13 protein-coding genes are annotated in these 15,600 nt (G+C 35.4%); 2 read left to right on the forward strand and 11 right to left on the reverse strand.

The window, feature by feature from the left end; genetic code table 11:
• Positions 1–57 precede the first annotated feature (57 nt).
• The 6 genes from Q73A0000_RS07770 to Q73A0000_RS07795 all read right to left on the reverse strand — a co-directional run bounded on the left by Q73A0000_RS07770 (position 58) and on the right by Q73A0000_RS07795 (position 6,715).
• Positions 58–1,617, reverse strand: coding sequence for a bifunctional metallophosphatase/5'-nucleotidase (locus Q73A0000_RS07770; protein WP_193813484.1), 1,560 nt, complete (start codon positions 1,615–1,617; stop codon positions 58–60).
• A gap of 394 nt (positions 1,618–2,011) precedes the next feature.
• Positions 2,012–3,352: a pyridoxal phosphate-dependent decarboxylase family protein gene (locus Q73A0000_RS07775; protein WP_193813680.1), complete on the reverse strand. Its 1,341-nt coding sequence runs from the start codon at positions 3,350–3,352 to the stop codon at positions 2,012–2,014.
• A 336-nt stretch (positions 3,353–3,688) separates the two neighbouring features.
• Positions 3,689–4,126 (reverse strand): carboxymuconolactone decarboxylase family protein, encoded by a 438-nt coding sequence (locus Q73A0000_RS07780; RefSeq protein ID WP_193813485.1) that lies wholly within the window; start codon positions 4,124–4,126, stop codon positions 3,689–3,691.
• Positions 4,127–4,236: 110 nt separating this feature from the next.
• A complete protein-coding gene (gene chrA / locus Q73A0000_RS07785; protein WP_193813486.1) occupies positions 4,237–5,367 on the reverse strand; it encodes a chromate efflux transporter in 1,131 nt (376 codons plus the stop codon).
• Between the two features lie 25 nt (positions 5,368–5,392).
• Entirely contained in the window at positions 5,393–5,890 is a 498-nt protein-coding gene (locus tag Q73A0000_RS07790; RefSeq protein ID WP_193813487.1) for a hypothetical protein, read from the reverse strand.
• Positions 5,891–6,013: 123 nt separating this feature from the next.
• Complete coding sequence (locus Q73A0000_RS07795; protein WP_193813488.1) at positions 6,014–6,715, reverse strand: VIT family protein; 702 nt, start codon at positions 6,713–6,715, stop codon at positions 6,014–6,016.
• Between the two features lie 589 nt (positions 6,716–7,304).
• Here Q73A0000_RS07795 and Q73A0000_RS07800 point away from each other — a divergent pair.
• Together Q73A0000_RS07800 and Q73A0000_RS07805 are read left to right on the forward strand one after the other, a co-directional pair.
• Positions 7,305–8,807: a metallophosphoesterase gene (locus Q73A0000_RS07800; protein ID WP_193813489.1), complete on the forward strand. Its 1,503-nt coding sequence runs from the start codon at positions 7,305–7,307 to the stop codon at positions 8,805–8,807.
• A 36-nt stretch (positions 8,808–8,843) separates the two neighbouring features.
• Positions 8,844–9,269, forward strand: coding sequence for a hypothetical protein (locus tag Q73A0000_RS07805; RefSeq protein WP_193813490.1), 426 nt, complete (start codon positions 8,844–8,846; stop codon positions 9,267–9,269).
• Between the two features lie 112 nt (positions 9,270–9,381).
• Here the strand turns inward: Q73A0000_RS07805 and Q73A0000_RS07810 are convergent, their stop codons facing one another.
• The 5 genes from Q73A0000_RS07810 to Q73A0000_RS07830 all read right to left on the reverse strand — a co-directional run bounded on the left by Q73A0000_RS07810 (position 9,382) and on the right by Q73A0000_RS07830 (position 15,516).
• On the reverse strand, positions 9,382–10,311 hold the full coding sequence (locus Q73A0000_RS07810; protein WP_193813491.1) for a metallophosphoesterase: 930 nt from the start codon (positions 10,309–10,311) through the stop codon (positions 9,382–9,384).
• A 63-nt stretch (positions 10,312–10,374) separates the two neighbouring features.
• Complete coding sequence (locus tag Q73A0000_RS07815; protein ID WP_193813492.1) at positions 10,375–10,884, reverse strand: GNAT family N-acetyltransferase; 510 nt, start codon at positions 10,882–10,884, stop codon at positions 10,375–10,377.
• Positions 10,885–11,035: 151 nt separating this feature from the next.
• Complete coding sequence (gene hemN / locus Q73A0000_RS07820; protein WP_193813493.1) at positions 11,036–12,394, reverse strand: oxygen-independent coproporphyrinogen III oxidase; 1,359 nt, start codon at positions 12,392–12,394, stop codon at positions 11,036–11,038.
• 161 nt (positions 12,395–12,555) lie between these two features.
• Positions 12,556–13,578, reverse strand: coding sequence for a WD40/YVTN/BNR-like repeat-containing protein (locus Q73A0000_RS07825; RefSeq protein ID WP_193813494.1), 1,023 nt, complete (start codon positions 13,576–13,578; stop codon positions 12,556–12,558).
• A gap of 252 nt (positions 13,579–13,830) precedes the next feature.
• Positions 13,831–15,516 carry an amino acid permease gene (locus Q73A0000_RS07830; protein WP_193813495.1) on the reverse strand — a complete coding sequence of 562 codons (1,686 nt, stop codon included), beginning with the start codon at positions 15,514–15,516 and terminating at the stop codon, positions 13,831–13,833.
• Positions 15,517–15,600 lie beyond the last annotated feature (84 nt).

The following is a 15,600-nucleotide window of genomic DNA, read 5'->3' on the forward strand; positions in this document are numbered from 1 at the left end:
ATTGTTTTAAAGTACCAAAGTAAATAAATGAGAATTTACGTTAAATCTAAATGAAAATCATTTTCCTAATTCGACCATATATTTAATAATGGCCAGTCTCGAATCAGATCTTATATCAGAAGAACTTGTTGGAGTTGGATAAATTTTAATAATATCCGGATTATCTTTATTTAAAAAGCCCATATTCGCTTCGCCGCCAGTCATTAAGAAATCTGCAAGACCTACGTGATAGGATTTTTTTGGATCAATGGGAGCATCTTTCAAAGTCCACATTTTTGTTGCGGGATTATAGTTGACGGTTGATGAGTATTGTAGAAAACCGCCGGACCCTACATTATTACGACCAGCTTCTAAGACCTTAGTTAATAAACTTCCTCGCATGTCAACTTCCATAATAGCGCCGCCATAAGGTAAAGTTCGAATGATATCATATTCAGTGATTGGCATTTGAAGAACATCATCCACCCGAATGGAACCGGAATTCATAAGCACTACATCAGCCGTTGGAACGGCTTTTTCCATAGCCGAAACTACAATTCGAGTCAAATTTGTTTTTCCACTGCGGATCAAAGCTTCCCGACCTTCTAAAGGTTCACCTGCTTCACGAATTACTCTTTTGGCATTAAAGCCAAGTGCGTCGTAATTTTTCTCAGCAATATCCATCCATTTTTTAACGACCAAAGCGGTTGCGGGATCTTCGCTAATCGTGGTATCGATCATGCGCAATTCCGGCACGACGGAAGTTGTTTTATTTTTCACATCAATCGTGAGGTAATTGACATAAGCTGACTTTGCGTTCGCATGTGCTTTTGTGATATAGATATTTCCAATTTTCTTAAACTGCATATCATGCTCATGACCACCCATGATTAAAGCCAAACCAGGTAAGCGACGGGCCAAAATACTGTCTTCAGCCACAGCAAGATGAGTTAGTCCGATCACCGCATCACAGGAATCTTTTATTTGGTTGTATAATTTTTCAGCAGCTGCAAATTCATCAGTATAGGTTACATAATCTGCTTTATTAAAAGGTATCGTCAATCCAATAAATGCAATTTTTGCTTTAGTTCCGTCTTTATCCTGAACTTCCATTATATAGGTTTCGGGAAATGGTTTGTTGCCTGAAGAAGTTGTTTTAACAAAAGGTGCTACGCCGGATTTTGTTTTGTGAAAGGTATTGGAAGCCACCCAGTCAAAAGTCGATTCATTGATTCGGTCCTGCAATTCTTTTTCTTTAATATCAAACTCATGGTTTCCAAAAACTGCCAGGTTTAAACCAGCAGCATTCAAAGATTCAACCATTTGTTTTCCGCGAATACTTTTGCCTTCATATTTCAAACTGTTATAGACAGATGGACTTAAAAAATCTCCGGCCATTACCATAAAAGTATTGGGATTTTTGGCAAGTTCTTGTTTTTTTAAAGTTGCGACCCGCGCTACTCCACCTACTTTACCGCCTTGCATCGGAGCAATTTCATACACGTCATTAATCTGGACAAAAGTGACGGTTATTTTGCCATCATCTTTAAGAGCAGTTGAAGCTGTGTTTGCGGTTTTACAGGAAGATAAAACCAGTGCACAAATCAAAGAATAGAAAGGAATTTGTATTTTCATCATTATAAGTTTGAGATACAAGTTATTACTAATTAACAGATTGCACAAGTCAATTACTTAAGAATTGAAAGTCGTTTCCAATTGAATGATTTATTTCTTTCTTATTAAATACTCGTGAACCAAAAATTAATATATTATCAAATTCGCCATTTTTTCAGTTCTAAATTGATCAGTTCTGCGAGAACTTTTCTACAAAATACGATCTCTCGCGTGAGGGAGAAGGTGGAACTCTTTTTGCGAAACGAAGTGGAGCAAAAAAGTGGGAACCGGATACCGACTTTTCTTTTTTGCGGTGGGAATTGCGGTGGCAAAAAAGAAAAGGCACGCCCAAAAAAATTATAAAAAACCTCTCTTAAAAAGTTTCAAGAGAGGTAATATTTGGATGTGTTTAATTGAATTATTTTATTTTAGTCAAACAGTTCTTAATCATTTCTATAGCTTCATCGATGATTTCTTTCTTCGTTCTAAAAGCTAAAATCGCAATACGAATGACGAAACGATTTTCGATGATTGAGGAAGATAAAAAGACGGAACCATCGGCATGAATGGCATCCATAAGTTGCTTATTCTTTTGATCAGCATCAGTTTCGAAAGGATACCAAAAATAACTGACCGACAAATCTGGCTCTGGTCCTAAACAAAAACCGAGGTCGGCCAAACGATTTCTAAAATAATGAACCAACAATAATTTTTCCTCCAGACACGCGATGAATGGCTCGATTCCATGTATTTGCAATGGCAACCAAACGCGAAGTCCACGGAAATGCTTGGTCAACTCTGGCGAAACATTGGCGGGACTTTTCAGCATTTCTTCACTCGCGCCATCCTGCATATAATTGGCCGTATAATAATTGGAGTGTAAAACAGCCGAACTGTCTTTGATCAAAACCGCGCCAACGCCGTACGGAAGAAACAATCCTTTATGCGGATCGATAATCATGGAATCTGCTTTTTCAATTCCTTTGAACAGTTCTTTTTTGGAAGTCATGATGAAAAATCCGCCGTACGCAGCATCGACATGAAACCACATTTTATAGTTTTTTGCGATGTCGGCAATTTCGTCCAAAGGATCAATTGTTCCCGTATCAGTAGTTCCAGCAGTTGCCACTACCATAAAAGGTTGAAGTCCGGCGGCAATATCATTTTGAATTAACTCTTCTAAAGAGTCCGTTTTAATTTTATGATTAGAATCCAACGAAATATAGCGAATGACAACATCTTCTAGCCCAATAATCCGAAGTGCTTTTTGAGTGGAATGATGCACTTGCTCACTTAAATAAACCACGTTTTTTGGAATGAATTCATTCTTCACTTTGTGTTGATCTCTTGCTGCAGTAAAAGCAATCAGGGTCGATATTGAACCTCCGGAAGATAAACAACCGACGGAACTTTCCGGAAATGAGAAGATCGTTTTCAGCCAATTAATGACTTCATTCTCAATCGTCGCTGCTCCTGGTGAAGCATAATGAACACTGGCAAAAGGATTCGTAATGGCAGCAATAAAATCTGCCAGAGCCGCCGTAAAAACTCCACCTCCGGGAATATAGCCGAGATGTTTTCCAGACGCTGCATTAATTCCTGTTTCTGCGACTTGTTTTTGATACAAATCGAGAAGTTCTGATAGTGATCTTTTCTGATTCGTAATTTCTAATGACGTTGCTTCTTTGTCCTGGAAAGCTTTAACTGTAGAAAGCCCGGAGATAAATTGATTAGCATAATCTGTTACGCTTTCTATCATTTCTAGCCGCTCTGATTCGGGAGTTTCGAGTAGTTGACTAGATTTATTTAATTCGGTTAATTTTAATAGAAGTTCTTCGTTGTTCACTATATCGATTGGTTATTAAGTAAGATTAATTAATAGTTTAAAAACACAGATTTTTTTTAACCGCAAAAGATGCAAAAGTTTCACTTTAAAATAATCAAATCAAAAGGATGCAAAATTATTATACAATGAAATTTTCACCATTTTGTATTCTTTTGAAAATCTTTTTATTGCATTTATCTTTTGTTCCTTTTCCTGTCAAAAAACTTAGTACGTTTTTAATTTTTTTGAAAAAAGTAAAATGAATTTTCTTTAGTCTAAAGACATTCTCGTCGTAATTGCAATTCTATTCCATCCATTGATGGCGACAACGGCCATGATTACAGCAGAGAATTCATTAGGTGTACAATGTTTTTCGGCCTCTTTGTAAATGTCGTCCGGCACATGACCATTTGTAATTAAAGTCATCGCTTCGGTCAAAGCTAAAACGGCTCTTTCTTTTTCTGTGAAAAGTTCTGTTTCCCGCCAGGCATTTAATAAAAACAATCGTTGTGCAGTTTCTCCAAGTTCTATGGCATCTCGAGTATGCATATTAATACAATAGGCGCAACCATTGATTTGTGAAGCTCTGGTTTTAATGAGTTCATAAAGGACTTTATCCAAGCCGCTTTGGGCAAGATATTTTTCTAAACCAATCATGGCTTCGTAGGCTTTGGGATCAACTTTTGAGATGTTTATTCTGGTTTCCATTTTTCTAAGTGTTATTTGTTTAGTCAAAAAATGATTGACTTTTAGGAGCCCTAATTTACGAAAAAGTGAGGTATTAAATATCGACTAATGATATTTTACAGTTTTCACCTTTATATCAATGTCAACAAATAACCACCGAGAGAACCACCTAGAACAATAAATGCACTGTTAATTTTTCTATAGTGAAAGGTAATCGCAATACTTAAAACTGCAATCAAAATCGTTCGCCAATCGGTTATAGAATCTTTGCCCATGGAAAAACAGACCGCAATAATAATTGCAACCGAAGCTATGTTTACGGCATCTAAAAACGCTGAAAACAATACAGAACTTCGCATTTTTTTAACCAAAGGATTCAGAAACGCCACAAAAATAAATGAAGGAAGAAATATGGCAATCGTCGAAATTACCGCGCCGGATATGCCGTTGATTTGATAACCGATAAATGTTACGGAGGAAAAAACCGGACCTGGCGTAAACTGTCCTACTGCAATCGCATCGATTAATTGTTGTCTGCTAATAATTCCGGTTGAGACCAATTCAGTATCAATAAAAGCAAAAAGCACATAACCACTACCATAAAGTATGGCACCGATTTTCAGAAAGATCCAGAAGAGTTTTGAATTCGTCGCCGACAGAAAACCTGTGTTGACGATCTCTAAAAAGGTAAACGGAAGAAAACTGTGGATGTTTTTTAATTTGTTATTTCTTATGTATGCTAAACCTAAAGCCAAAAATCCTGCGCCAAACATGAGATAGATTTCATAGAAATTAAATAGGGAACCGACTAAAACTACGAGTCCTATTGTTCCTAATTCTATTGATTTTAAAGATCTTTTCGCCAATGGATAAACTGCTCCGATGATGATTGCAATAATAGCAGGTTTTATTCCGTAAATAAAAGGTTGAACTTCTGGGAGTTGTCCGAACTTTTTATAAAGCCAGGCAAAAATTCCGGTAATAAAAACCGCAGGCAAAATAAAACAAAGTCCAGCGATGATTAAACCTTTCCAGCCGCCTTTTTCATGACCGATATGAATGGCCATTTCGGTGCTGTTGGGACCAGGAATTAAATTCGTAGCACCAATTAAATCAAGGAAATGATGTTCTGTCAGCCATTTTCTTTTGACAACTACTTCATCCTGCATCATGGCAATATGTGCAGCCGGACCACCGAAACCGATTATTCCCAATTTTAGAAAAAGCTTTGCTATTTCTTTTAAGTTTTCCTCAACCTTCATCAATAAAAATTTTCAATTCTTTCTTCTATTTTTTTTCCAGTTGCTTTCTAAAATCCTGATTGCTGAAGGGAGGCTGATCGGGAATTTTCACCACATTAAATTCAAATTGAGTTTGACGATGACATTGGTTACAAGTATTGGTAAGTGTAATGAAACTACTTTTAAAAAGCTTTGGATTTTTTAGTTTAATAGCGTTATTCAGACTATCTAAAGCAGGATTAAGCATGTCAATCATTTCACTTTCCTTTCTTTCTTTCTGATATTTTTTAATATTATCAATAGCTTCCATGATTTCGTGAATTTCAAAGTCAGCCAGTTTCCAGTTTTCGTTTTCCCCTGCAAACCAAAGTTTATTGTGATGAACCTGAATGCCGCTCATAAATTCACCGAAACCGGGTTTATAAGTTTCTGCAAGTTGATGCTCTAAACTATCGACCCGCTTTTGTAACAGCTGAGTTTGATCAGTTTGCTGGTTACAGGAAATTAGTGCGATAGAAAATAAAATAGGGAAAATCTGTTTCATGATTAACTTTTAAATACTGGGAATATCGGAAGAAAAATTTAAACTTCTGTGAATACAATAACTTCTAATTTACTGCAAATTATTTTTTTTATTTTCAAACCTGTACTTACAGTGATTGAAACATTAAACATTAACACCGAATAGATGACCTACCAAAGCAGATAATCCCAGTGCAATCGTACCCCAAACGGTAATTCTTAGAACTGCTTTCAGGATACTCGACCCACCCGTTTTCGCAGCTACAGCACCCAGAAAAATCAGGAATACAATTGTAAAACCATAAAGCCAATATTCCATATTATGCAATGGAGCAAACAATACTACCAAAAGAGGTAAGATACCACCAGCGGTAAAAGAACTGCCTGAAGCCAAAGCTGCCTGAATAGGATTCGCTTTTGTTATTTCATTAATGCCTAATTCGTCACGTGTGTGCGCCGCCAAAGCGTCTATTTCTGTAAATTCTAAAGCAACTTGCATCGCAGTTTCTTTTTTCAAACCTCTTTTCACATAAATCTGAGCCAACATTTCTAATTCTTCCGCAGGTGTTTCTTTCAACTCTTGTCGTTCTCTTTCAATATCTGCCTGTTCGATATCCGTCTGCGAACTTACCGAAACATATTCCCCAGCAGCCATAGATAATGCTCCTGCAACCAAAGCTGCTACCGTTGCTAAAACAATCGGTTGCGTAGTAGAACTTGCAGCAGTTACCGCAATAGCCACACTCGACACCGAAATTATTCCATCATTTGCGCCCAAAACAGCCGCTCGTAACCAGTTACTTCTTTGAACAAAATGAACATCTAGATAATTATCAATGGTAAGCATTTCTTTGTGTTTAAAGTTAAATTCTAGGAAAGAGTAATCGTAATTAATCCTTCAAGAAAATCATTTTTTTGATTAAACTAAATTACAATTTATAATAGAAAAATCATCTAAAAAATTAAGTGTAATTTATTGAAAATCATGATAACAGCCAATGAGAAAAACGGTTTTTCAAGTCGCTTTTCTAATTGTTTTGTAATCGGAGAATTTCAAATTTGTTTCAATGCATTCTTAAGTCAAAAGTAATGGTGCTCTTTCTGGCAAAACTAAAATGATAATTAAAAAACGGCACATCTACTCAATTAACAATTTCTCAAATCACTTCTGAAATTTCACCTGTATTATCTTAAAATGACTTGAAGTTTTTGAAATTTGAGAAATGCACGTAATAAAAAATAATCATGAATTTTTAAGACTATAAAAATCTTTAAAGCTTTTTCATCTTGAAACGTCTCAGAACTCCAACCCATTTATTTTGAAAAATCTATTAACTTAAAATAAACCAAATCTTAATTAGCATTAGGTTTAAATTAATAATGAATTCGGATGAAATAATTTAGTATTATTGTAATTCCATGCAAATATTTATAAAATGAAAAAATTACTACTTTTTGGAATTTTGTTATTCTCGATTGTAAACATTAGTGCTGCAATTACCCAGATTCGTTGGGGCAGCAACGCCGGACCTTTAAACGGACTTACACTGGATTGGACAAGCACTGGGAATTCAGACAAATTCCGCTGGGGTTATACTACAGCCTATGAGATGGGAACTTTCAACACTCTAAAAAGACCAGCAATATCTGCAGGGAATTCTTATTTCCGGTATGCCTTTCCTATCGTGAATGCAAATAGCACAATCTATTATCAAATGTACGATTCAGCAGCATCAGTGTGGACCACACAGATGACGTATAAAACTGCACCACCAGCCAATACAAAAACATTCAGCTTTATAGCGCAGGGCGACAGCCGTTCTAACGCGAACACCGTTTGGAAAAACATCGCCGACAAAGTGACTTTGCGTACAAATAATGCTTTCACTTTATTTACTGGCGACATTACCGGTTCGGGAGATAATATAGCACAGTATGACGACTGGTTCAGCAACGCTGTCAATTATGTTGGCAACAATATTATATATCATTCTCAAGGTAATCACGATGTGCCAAGTTCTGTTAGCTATTATCAGAAAATTTTCTCTCTACCAAGTAATAATTCTGAAAACTCCAATTTGTACTACTCATTCAAATATGGGAATGCCCTGTTTATTTCTTTGAATTCTGAGGATGTAATGTCAGAAACTTCTGCACAATCCGTTTGGCTAAAATCGACATTACAACAAGCTAAATCGGATCCAACCATCACATGGAGAATTATATTTTTCCACAGACCACTCGTAAATGCTGGTGAACATTATGGTGAAGCAAATGCGCGCCGCGCAAATTGGGGTGCTTGGTTCGACGCCAATGATGTAGACCTTATCCTTAATGGGCATGATCACAATTACCAACGAAGTAAACCAATTAACTTCAGTAATACAGGTGATGTTTCTGTTGCTTCTTCTTATGGCACAGGTTTAGGACAGGGAATCTGCCAAGTAATATGTGGAGGTTCTGGTGCTGGTCTATACCCGCAAGGTTCTAATGCTGATGTACCACTTACCAGTATTTTTTACCAAGGGTTCAATTATGTACAAATTGATGTGCAGGATAAAATACTTACTGCAAATGTTTATGGCTTAGGTTCAACAGTAAGTGCAACTTCTCCCGAAATATTAATCGAGCAAGTAGTCATCGACAAAAGCAAAAATCTAGACAGTACTCAAACTGCAAAAAATAGACAAAATCCAATTAACGTTTATCCAAATCCTGCTCAGGATATGCTCACGCTAAAATATTCGTCCGCTGAAAATGGAGAGGGTCTGATTAAAATCTACGATATGTCTGCCAGAGAAATTAATTCAATTAAAGCCTCTAAAACGACAACGGATTTCGAGAAAAAAATCGATGTTTCTACTTTAGCGAAAGGAATTTATACCATTTCTGTAATTATAGGAGGTCACCAAGACAGCACCATCTTTATCAAAAAATAAAATAATAAACAAAAACCGAAAGGTATCATTTGTATAATGTTAAAAAAACTAGAAATTATTGCTCGTGTTGGTATCTTTGGTACTTTTCTGGGTCATGGAACTGTCGCTCTTGTTAGCACAAAATGGGTTTATTTGCTAACAGCCTATGGCTTCAGCGCTTCTACCGCAAAATTTTTACTTCCGTTAATTGGATGTCTTGATATTCTCATTGCTCTTTCAATTCTTATTTATCCACTTAGAGCAGTTTTGGTATGGGCTGCTGGTTGGGCATTTATGGCAGCTCTTAGCCGTTGTATCGCTGGTGAACCCATCTATGAATTTGTGGAGCGTAGCGCAAACTGGTGCTTACCTTTGATTCTGCTAATATTGAAAATCCATCAGATTAAAACCGTTGAAAAATCTAATACATTAACGATAGCATCGAATCATAATCCCGAAGAATACTCGTACATTTCTAAATAGTCATTAAGTGATTATTAATTTATTTGAACTTTACTTCATTGCATATTAATTGAAAAAGCGACTCTCTCAAGTCGCTTTTCGAATTATATTGTAATGGAAAATATTTTAATTATCATTCTAAATTCTCAACAAAAGTCAACTTATTGCTAAGCAGCGTAAGCTCTCCATTAAAACTATAAGCAACTAAATATCCTTGTTTCGCAACACTATAATCAAGACAACAGATATTTTCTCTCTTTAATAAGGGTTTTCCTCTCAGCCAATAATGTCCGAAAAAAACAGGCTTTTCATCTTCTTTGTAATACTCACTGTTTTTAAAAAAATTCAAATCGATTTTAGTTTCAGGAAGATTTCGCAAGGGTTCAACACTGATTTCCTTATAGGTCATTTCCGCAGGATTCTCCCACCATTTAATTCTGATTTCAGTTCTTACTGTGCCGTCTTTATCATTAAAAAATAATCCTTCAGGCATTTTAATTTCTTTTCCCTTTAAAGTTTCTTCAATCGCTTCATTGAGCGGCGTTCCTTTTTTCACAGACTCATATATTAATTCATCATTCAGTCGATTTTCAACGAGTTTTGTCTTTAAAAAATTGATTATTTTATCATCCCAGCAAGCATGAACAGCTCTGAAATTTTCACTTTCATAAAAGAGTGGCAATGTTTTAAACCATTCTAAGTATCCTTCATATTCTTCCTGCCTATTTTGAAATTGCTTTAACGTTTCGTAATGCTGAATGATATTTTTAATCAAATGCTTTCTTAAATGTCCGCCATCAGTTTCCTGAAAATGAAAGCAAAGCGCGTTGTATTCGTGATTTCCCATTAATGCAATAGCACTCCCGTTATCAACCATCGATTTTACGATTTCCAAAGTCTCTCTAATTTTAGGACCTCTATCGATATAATCACCAACAAATAAAACTTTCCGATTTGGATTTGAATGAAGGTAAAAACTGTTCGGTTTAGAATAACCCAACTTTAAAAGTAATTCTTCCAGTTTATCTGCATGTCCGTGAATATCTCCAATAAAATCAATCATGGGTTTTAATAATTTTGCTAAGGTTATATTTAAAAAATTTCGAAATTATAAAGAAATTTCTTTTTATAGTTCTATTTCAAAAAAGCAAACATCTGCATTATGATAATGCGCTTGCAATTCGGAAGAATTTTTCAGCTTATTCATTCCAAGAAAATTAAACCCACAATTTTTATAATGATTGATTAAGCGATCATTTTGTCCGCACGTATCCATTCTAATGAACTTTTTATTTTCTTTTTTACCAAAATCTTTGGACCAATCAGAAATTATTTGAACAAAATTATTTCCTCTAAATTCTGGATTTGTAGCAATTCGATGAAGGTAAATTGCATCATTGTTTTCTTTTTCCTCCCAAATATCTGCATCGTTATAAGTAATTGCCCAAATACAAGCAATTTTATTGTCGATGACGATTTTGAATTGTCTGTTTTCAATTACTTCTGTAGCAATAAAATCCTGGTCAAATTCAGGCCATATATTTCCCGGAAATGCAATTTTTTGATAATCAGTAGCGAGTTTATAAAGTCTGAAAATTTCTGGAATATCATCTAAAGTACTGTTTGTTATTGTCATCGCTTAAGGTAAAGTTAATTTATTATCGTAAAGATAATTAAATCTGTACAAGAGTTCAAAAATGTTCAACTCCATAATCATTAAAAAAATATTATATCAATAAAAAAAGCGACTCTTTCAAGTCGCTTTAGATTTTACTTTAAAAATAAAATTATATCGTCATCGAAAAAATCCGGGTTTCGGGTTTGTTTCGAAGCATTCTTAAATCAAAAGTCATCGCCACATTTCTGGTGAAAGCGCGACCTTTATCGGTGATTTTTATGGTGTTGTCAGAGATTTCTACCAAACCGTCAGCTTCCATTTCTTTTAAAGATTCTAAAGCATTTTCGATTTCCGGAAAACTATTTTGTAAATCCCAAGATGTTTCTAAACGACACATTAGATTAAGAATATGCTGTCTGATAATCAAATCTTCTTCATTCAAAACATGTCCTTTAACAACAGGAATAATTCCCTCTTCGACAAGCTTTTGATACTCTTCTACACTCTTGTTACTTTGAGCAAAAGAATACCATGAATCTGAAATTGCAGACATTCCCAAACCAACCATCAACTTGGTTTTGCTCGATGAATATCCCATGAAATTACGGTGAATATCTCCTGAAACCATCGACTGGTAAAGATCGTCGTGTGGCAAAGCAAAGTGATCCATTCCCACTTCGATGTATCCTAATTCTTCTAACAATTTTTTTCCGTTAGTGTAGAGTTTTCTCTTTTCTTCACCACTTGGCAAATCATTTTCGTCAAAACCTCTTTGTCCAACACCTTTAATCCATGGCACGTGTGCGTAAGAATAGAAGGCTAAACGGTCAGGTTTTAATTCTAACGTTTTGCGAATGGTATATTCCATTTTCTCCCAAGTATGAAAAGGAAGCCCAAAAACCAAATCGTGAGAAACACCTTTGTAACCGATTTCTCTTGCCATATCTGTTACATTTTTTACATTTTCAAAAGGCTGAATTCTGTTAATCGCTTTCTGAACTTGTGGATCATAATCCTGCACGCCGAAACTTGCTCTACGGAAACCTAAATCATATAAAGTCTGTAAATGTTCTCTGGTCGTATTATTTGGATGTCCTTCAAAAGAAAATTCTGGATGTTCAGCGATTTCTGCTTTGGCAAAAATTCCTTCCAATAATAGTCGCAAATTCGCAGGAGAAAAGAAAGTCGGCGTTCCACCACCCAAATGCAATTCCTTAATTTTTGGAGTTCTGCCAAATAGTTTTACATATAAATCCCATTCTTTTAAAACACTTTCTAAATATGGAGTTTCTACCGAATGTTGTTTTGTAATTCTTTTATGACATGCACAAAAAGTACACAATTGCTCACAAAAAGGTAAGTGAATATAAACAGAAATCCCTTCAGAATCATTGGTTTCATTAAAGGTTCTAAGGACAGATTGCTGCCATAAATCACTGGTAAAGCTTTCGTTATCCCAAAAAGGAACGGTTGGATATGACGTATAACGTGGTCCTGGAATATTATATTTATCGATTAAAGAATTCATTTCGAACGATGTTTTTTACAAATATTTCTGAAATTCACTTTGAAATTTCGTTTTGCAAAAATACAAAATAAGTTATGAGTGGTCGAATTATGAGATAGAAGTTGTGAATATTGAAGATGAGTTTTGACAGTATCGAATTATTTTAAAAAACATAGAAGCGTTTATAAATCATCACTCAATTTCATTTTAATAATCCTATTTTTCCCCGCAAACACTAAAGTATTTTCATCAATCCAGTCGCAAACATACAATCCTTTTTCCTCTGAAATAGTTTTCCACGTTTTTCCGTAATCACTGGAGAATTCAATATTTTGATCACCAACTGCGATAATGTCTTTTCCCTTAGATTTCGGACGAAACTTTACACAAGTCTTATAACCGCCATTGTTACCGGAAGCTTGAATTTCCCAGGTTTTCCCGCCATCGTTAGTTGTTGCGATATTGTCGATATTTTCAGCTTGTTTGGTGTAATCACCACCGACTGCAATTCCGAAATTTTTATCGTAGAAGTCGATGGAATAAATTCCAGTAGAAGCAGTTCCCTGAATAAAGGGCGTATCAAAAGTTTCCCATGTAAAAGGATCGCTCCAGGAGAATTTAAAAATCCTGGCTTTCATTCCACCAGTTGCAATCCATCCTTTACCTTCTTTTGTGGCGATGTTCGTATTACTCGCTGCAAAATGTGCTTCACCCGGAAAATATTTTGGAAAACCTAACTTATCACCGGGTCTTCCCGAATAAAAAATCAAGGAATTCGCATTTCCAGCTTTGTTGGGATCACTAACTGCAATTCCTCTATCGAATTTATCAAAAATAAAGGCATCAAAAAAAGCGGTTTTTTTGGTATCTGTTTTTTGAATTGAAAAATTTAAATTCTTCTTATTAATTTTAAACAAGTAAGCCGGACTTAAAATATTAATAGTATAAAAGTATTTACGGTCCTGTGCTAAAGTTCGAAACTCTAATTTTTCATCTGATAATTTCATCTGTTTTTTATCCGCAGAATCTTTCAAACTCACATATCCGAATTTTGAATCTGTTCCTGTATACCAAACTTTTCCATCATAAATCTGAAGGGCACGTATAGAGATATTATCTTTTAATAATGTTTGAAATTCCACCTTTTGAGCAAAGGAAAAATTTAAACAAAAAAGAAATAGCAGGAAACCGAAAGCTTTTTTCATGGAGATTTAATTTAATCAAAAATAAAGAATTTAAAAATGGGAATAGGAAAAATTAAATGGTTTTTTTTAATATTAAGGCATTAAGGGAAATTAAGATTTGCTCGGAAATTATAACTAGCTGAAGTTAATTTTAAGCCTTAAGCTCATCTGTAAAAAACATTTCTAACGTAAGAAAAGTAATCCTATTTTTGATTTTTAAGCAAAAAAAATCCCGCCAAAAACTGACGGGAAATTTTTTATTTATTTTAGAAATTACTTTTTGTATTTAAAGTAATAATATCCATATAAAGCTGCGTGAACAATAATCATTGCTATTGAGAATATGATTAATCCACTATCATCGGTTTCTGCATTATTGTGGTGCAGATACGTCAAGATCGCTAATACTACGGTTAAAGCAATCCCTGAAATTGCTGTTACTGAATAATTTTTCGGATCACCGGTTGTATTATTTTCTTTTCCTAAGACAGAATTTCTAATTCCTCTGTAAAGATAAACATCCATACCAATCATCATCCAACAAACCAAACGAATCCAGGTGTCAAAAGGTAAGAAAACCATCATTCCCAAACAAACCAATACTCCTAAAACAGGAATTAATGGAACCAATGGTGTTCTAAAAGCACGCGGCGCATCTGGTTGTGTTTTTCTCATTACCAATACTCCAATACAAACAAGAATAAAGGCAAATAAAGTTCCGATACTCGTCATTTCTCCTACTACTCTTCCTGGTACAAAGGCCGCAAATAAACTTACGAAAACTAAGAAGAAAAGATTGGATTTATAAGGAGTTCTGAATTTTTTGTGAACTTCGCTAAACACTTTTGGTAACAAACCATCTTTACTCATCGAATAGAATACACGGCTTTGCCCCATTAACATCACTAAAATCACTGATGAATAACCCAATAAGATCGCTAAGATAATCGTAGTATTCAACCAAGGATATGCGGGAACCATTGTTCCGTTAACCACACTTCCCATTGCTTCAATTGCAATCGCAACTGGCGCCAAATGATCTCCACCACCTCCGGCAGTAAATGCTTTGTAGTTAACAACACCTACCATTACGTAAGCAAAAATAATATACAAGACGGTACAGATAATGAGCGAGCCCATAATCCCAATCGGCATTGATTTTTTTGGATCTTTGGTTTCCTGCGCAGCCGTTGAAACTGCATCAAAACCAATATAGGCAAAGAAGACGACGGCGGCGGCCCTAATAATTCCAGACCAGCCATATTCTCCGAATTTACCGGTATTGGCAGGAATTAGTGGTGTTAGGTTTTCTGCTTTAACATATTTCCAACCTACCACGATAAAGATAATCACGATAGAAACTTTAAGAATTACAATTAAAGTATTGACAAAAGCAGATTCGCTTGTTCCTTTAATTAAAACCAGAGACATAATGGTTACAATGAAAACAGCAGGTAAATTGATGAAACCTGTGTGAGTTACACCATCGACGATATAACTGTCAAAAGGTGTCATCATTAAATTATGCGGTAGTGAAACTCCAAAACTCGACAAGAATTTCCCCAGATAACCCGACCAACTCGAAGCTACGGTTGCGGCTCCTACAGCATATTCAAGGACTAAATCCCAACCGATAATCCAGGCGATAAATTCACCCATCGTGGCATAAGAATAGGTATAAGCACTCCCTGCGACAGGAATCATCGAGGCAAATTCCGCATAACACAAACCGGCAAAAGCACAACCAATGGCTGCAATAATAAAGGAAATCATGATTCCAGGTCCGGCGTAGTTAGCTGCCGCAAGTCCGGTGATTGAGAATAATCCAGCACCGATAATAGCACCGATTCCCAACGCTACCAAAGAAGCGGAAGACAATGTTTTTTTCAATCCGTCTGAGGTCTCGTCAGATTCTGACAAAAGCTGACTCAGCGGCTTGGTTCTCCAAAGATTTGACATTTTTTATTTTTTAAGATTTTCAAAAATATAAAAATTATGTAATTATCAGCTCTTTTTAATCAAATTCTTTTTAAAAAAGTCTTT

The organism is Kaistella flava (ex Peng et al. 2021), assembly GCF_015191005.1.
In the GTDB taxonomy this organism is placed as follows: Bacteria; Bacteroidota; Bacteroidia; order Flavobacteriales; family Weeksellaceae; genus Kaistella; species Kaistella flava.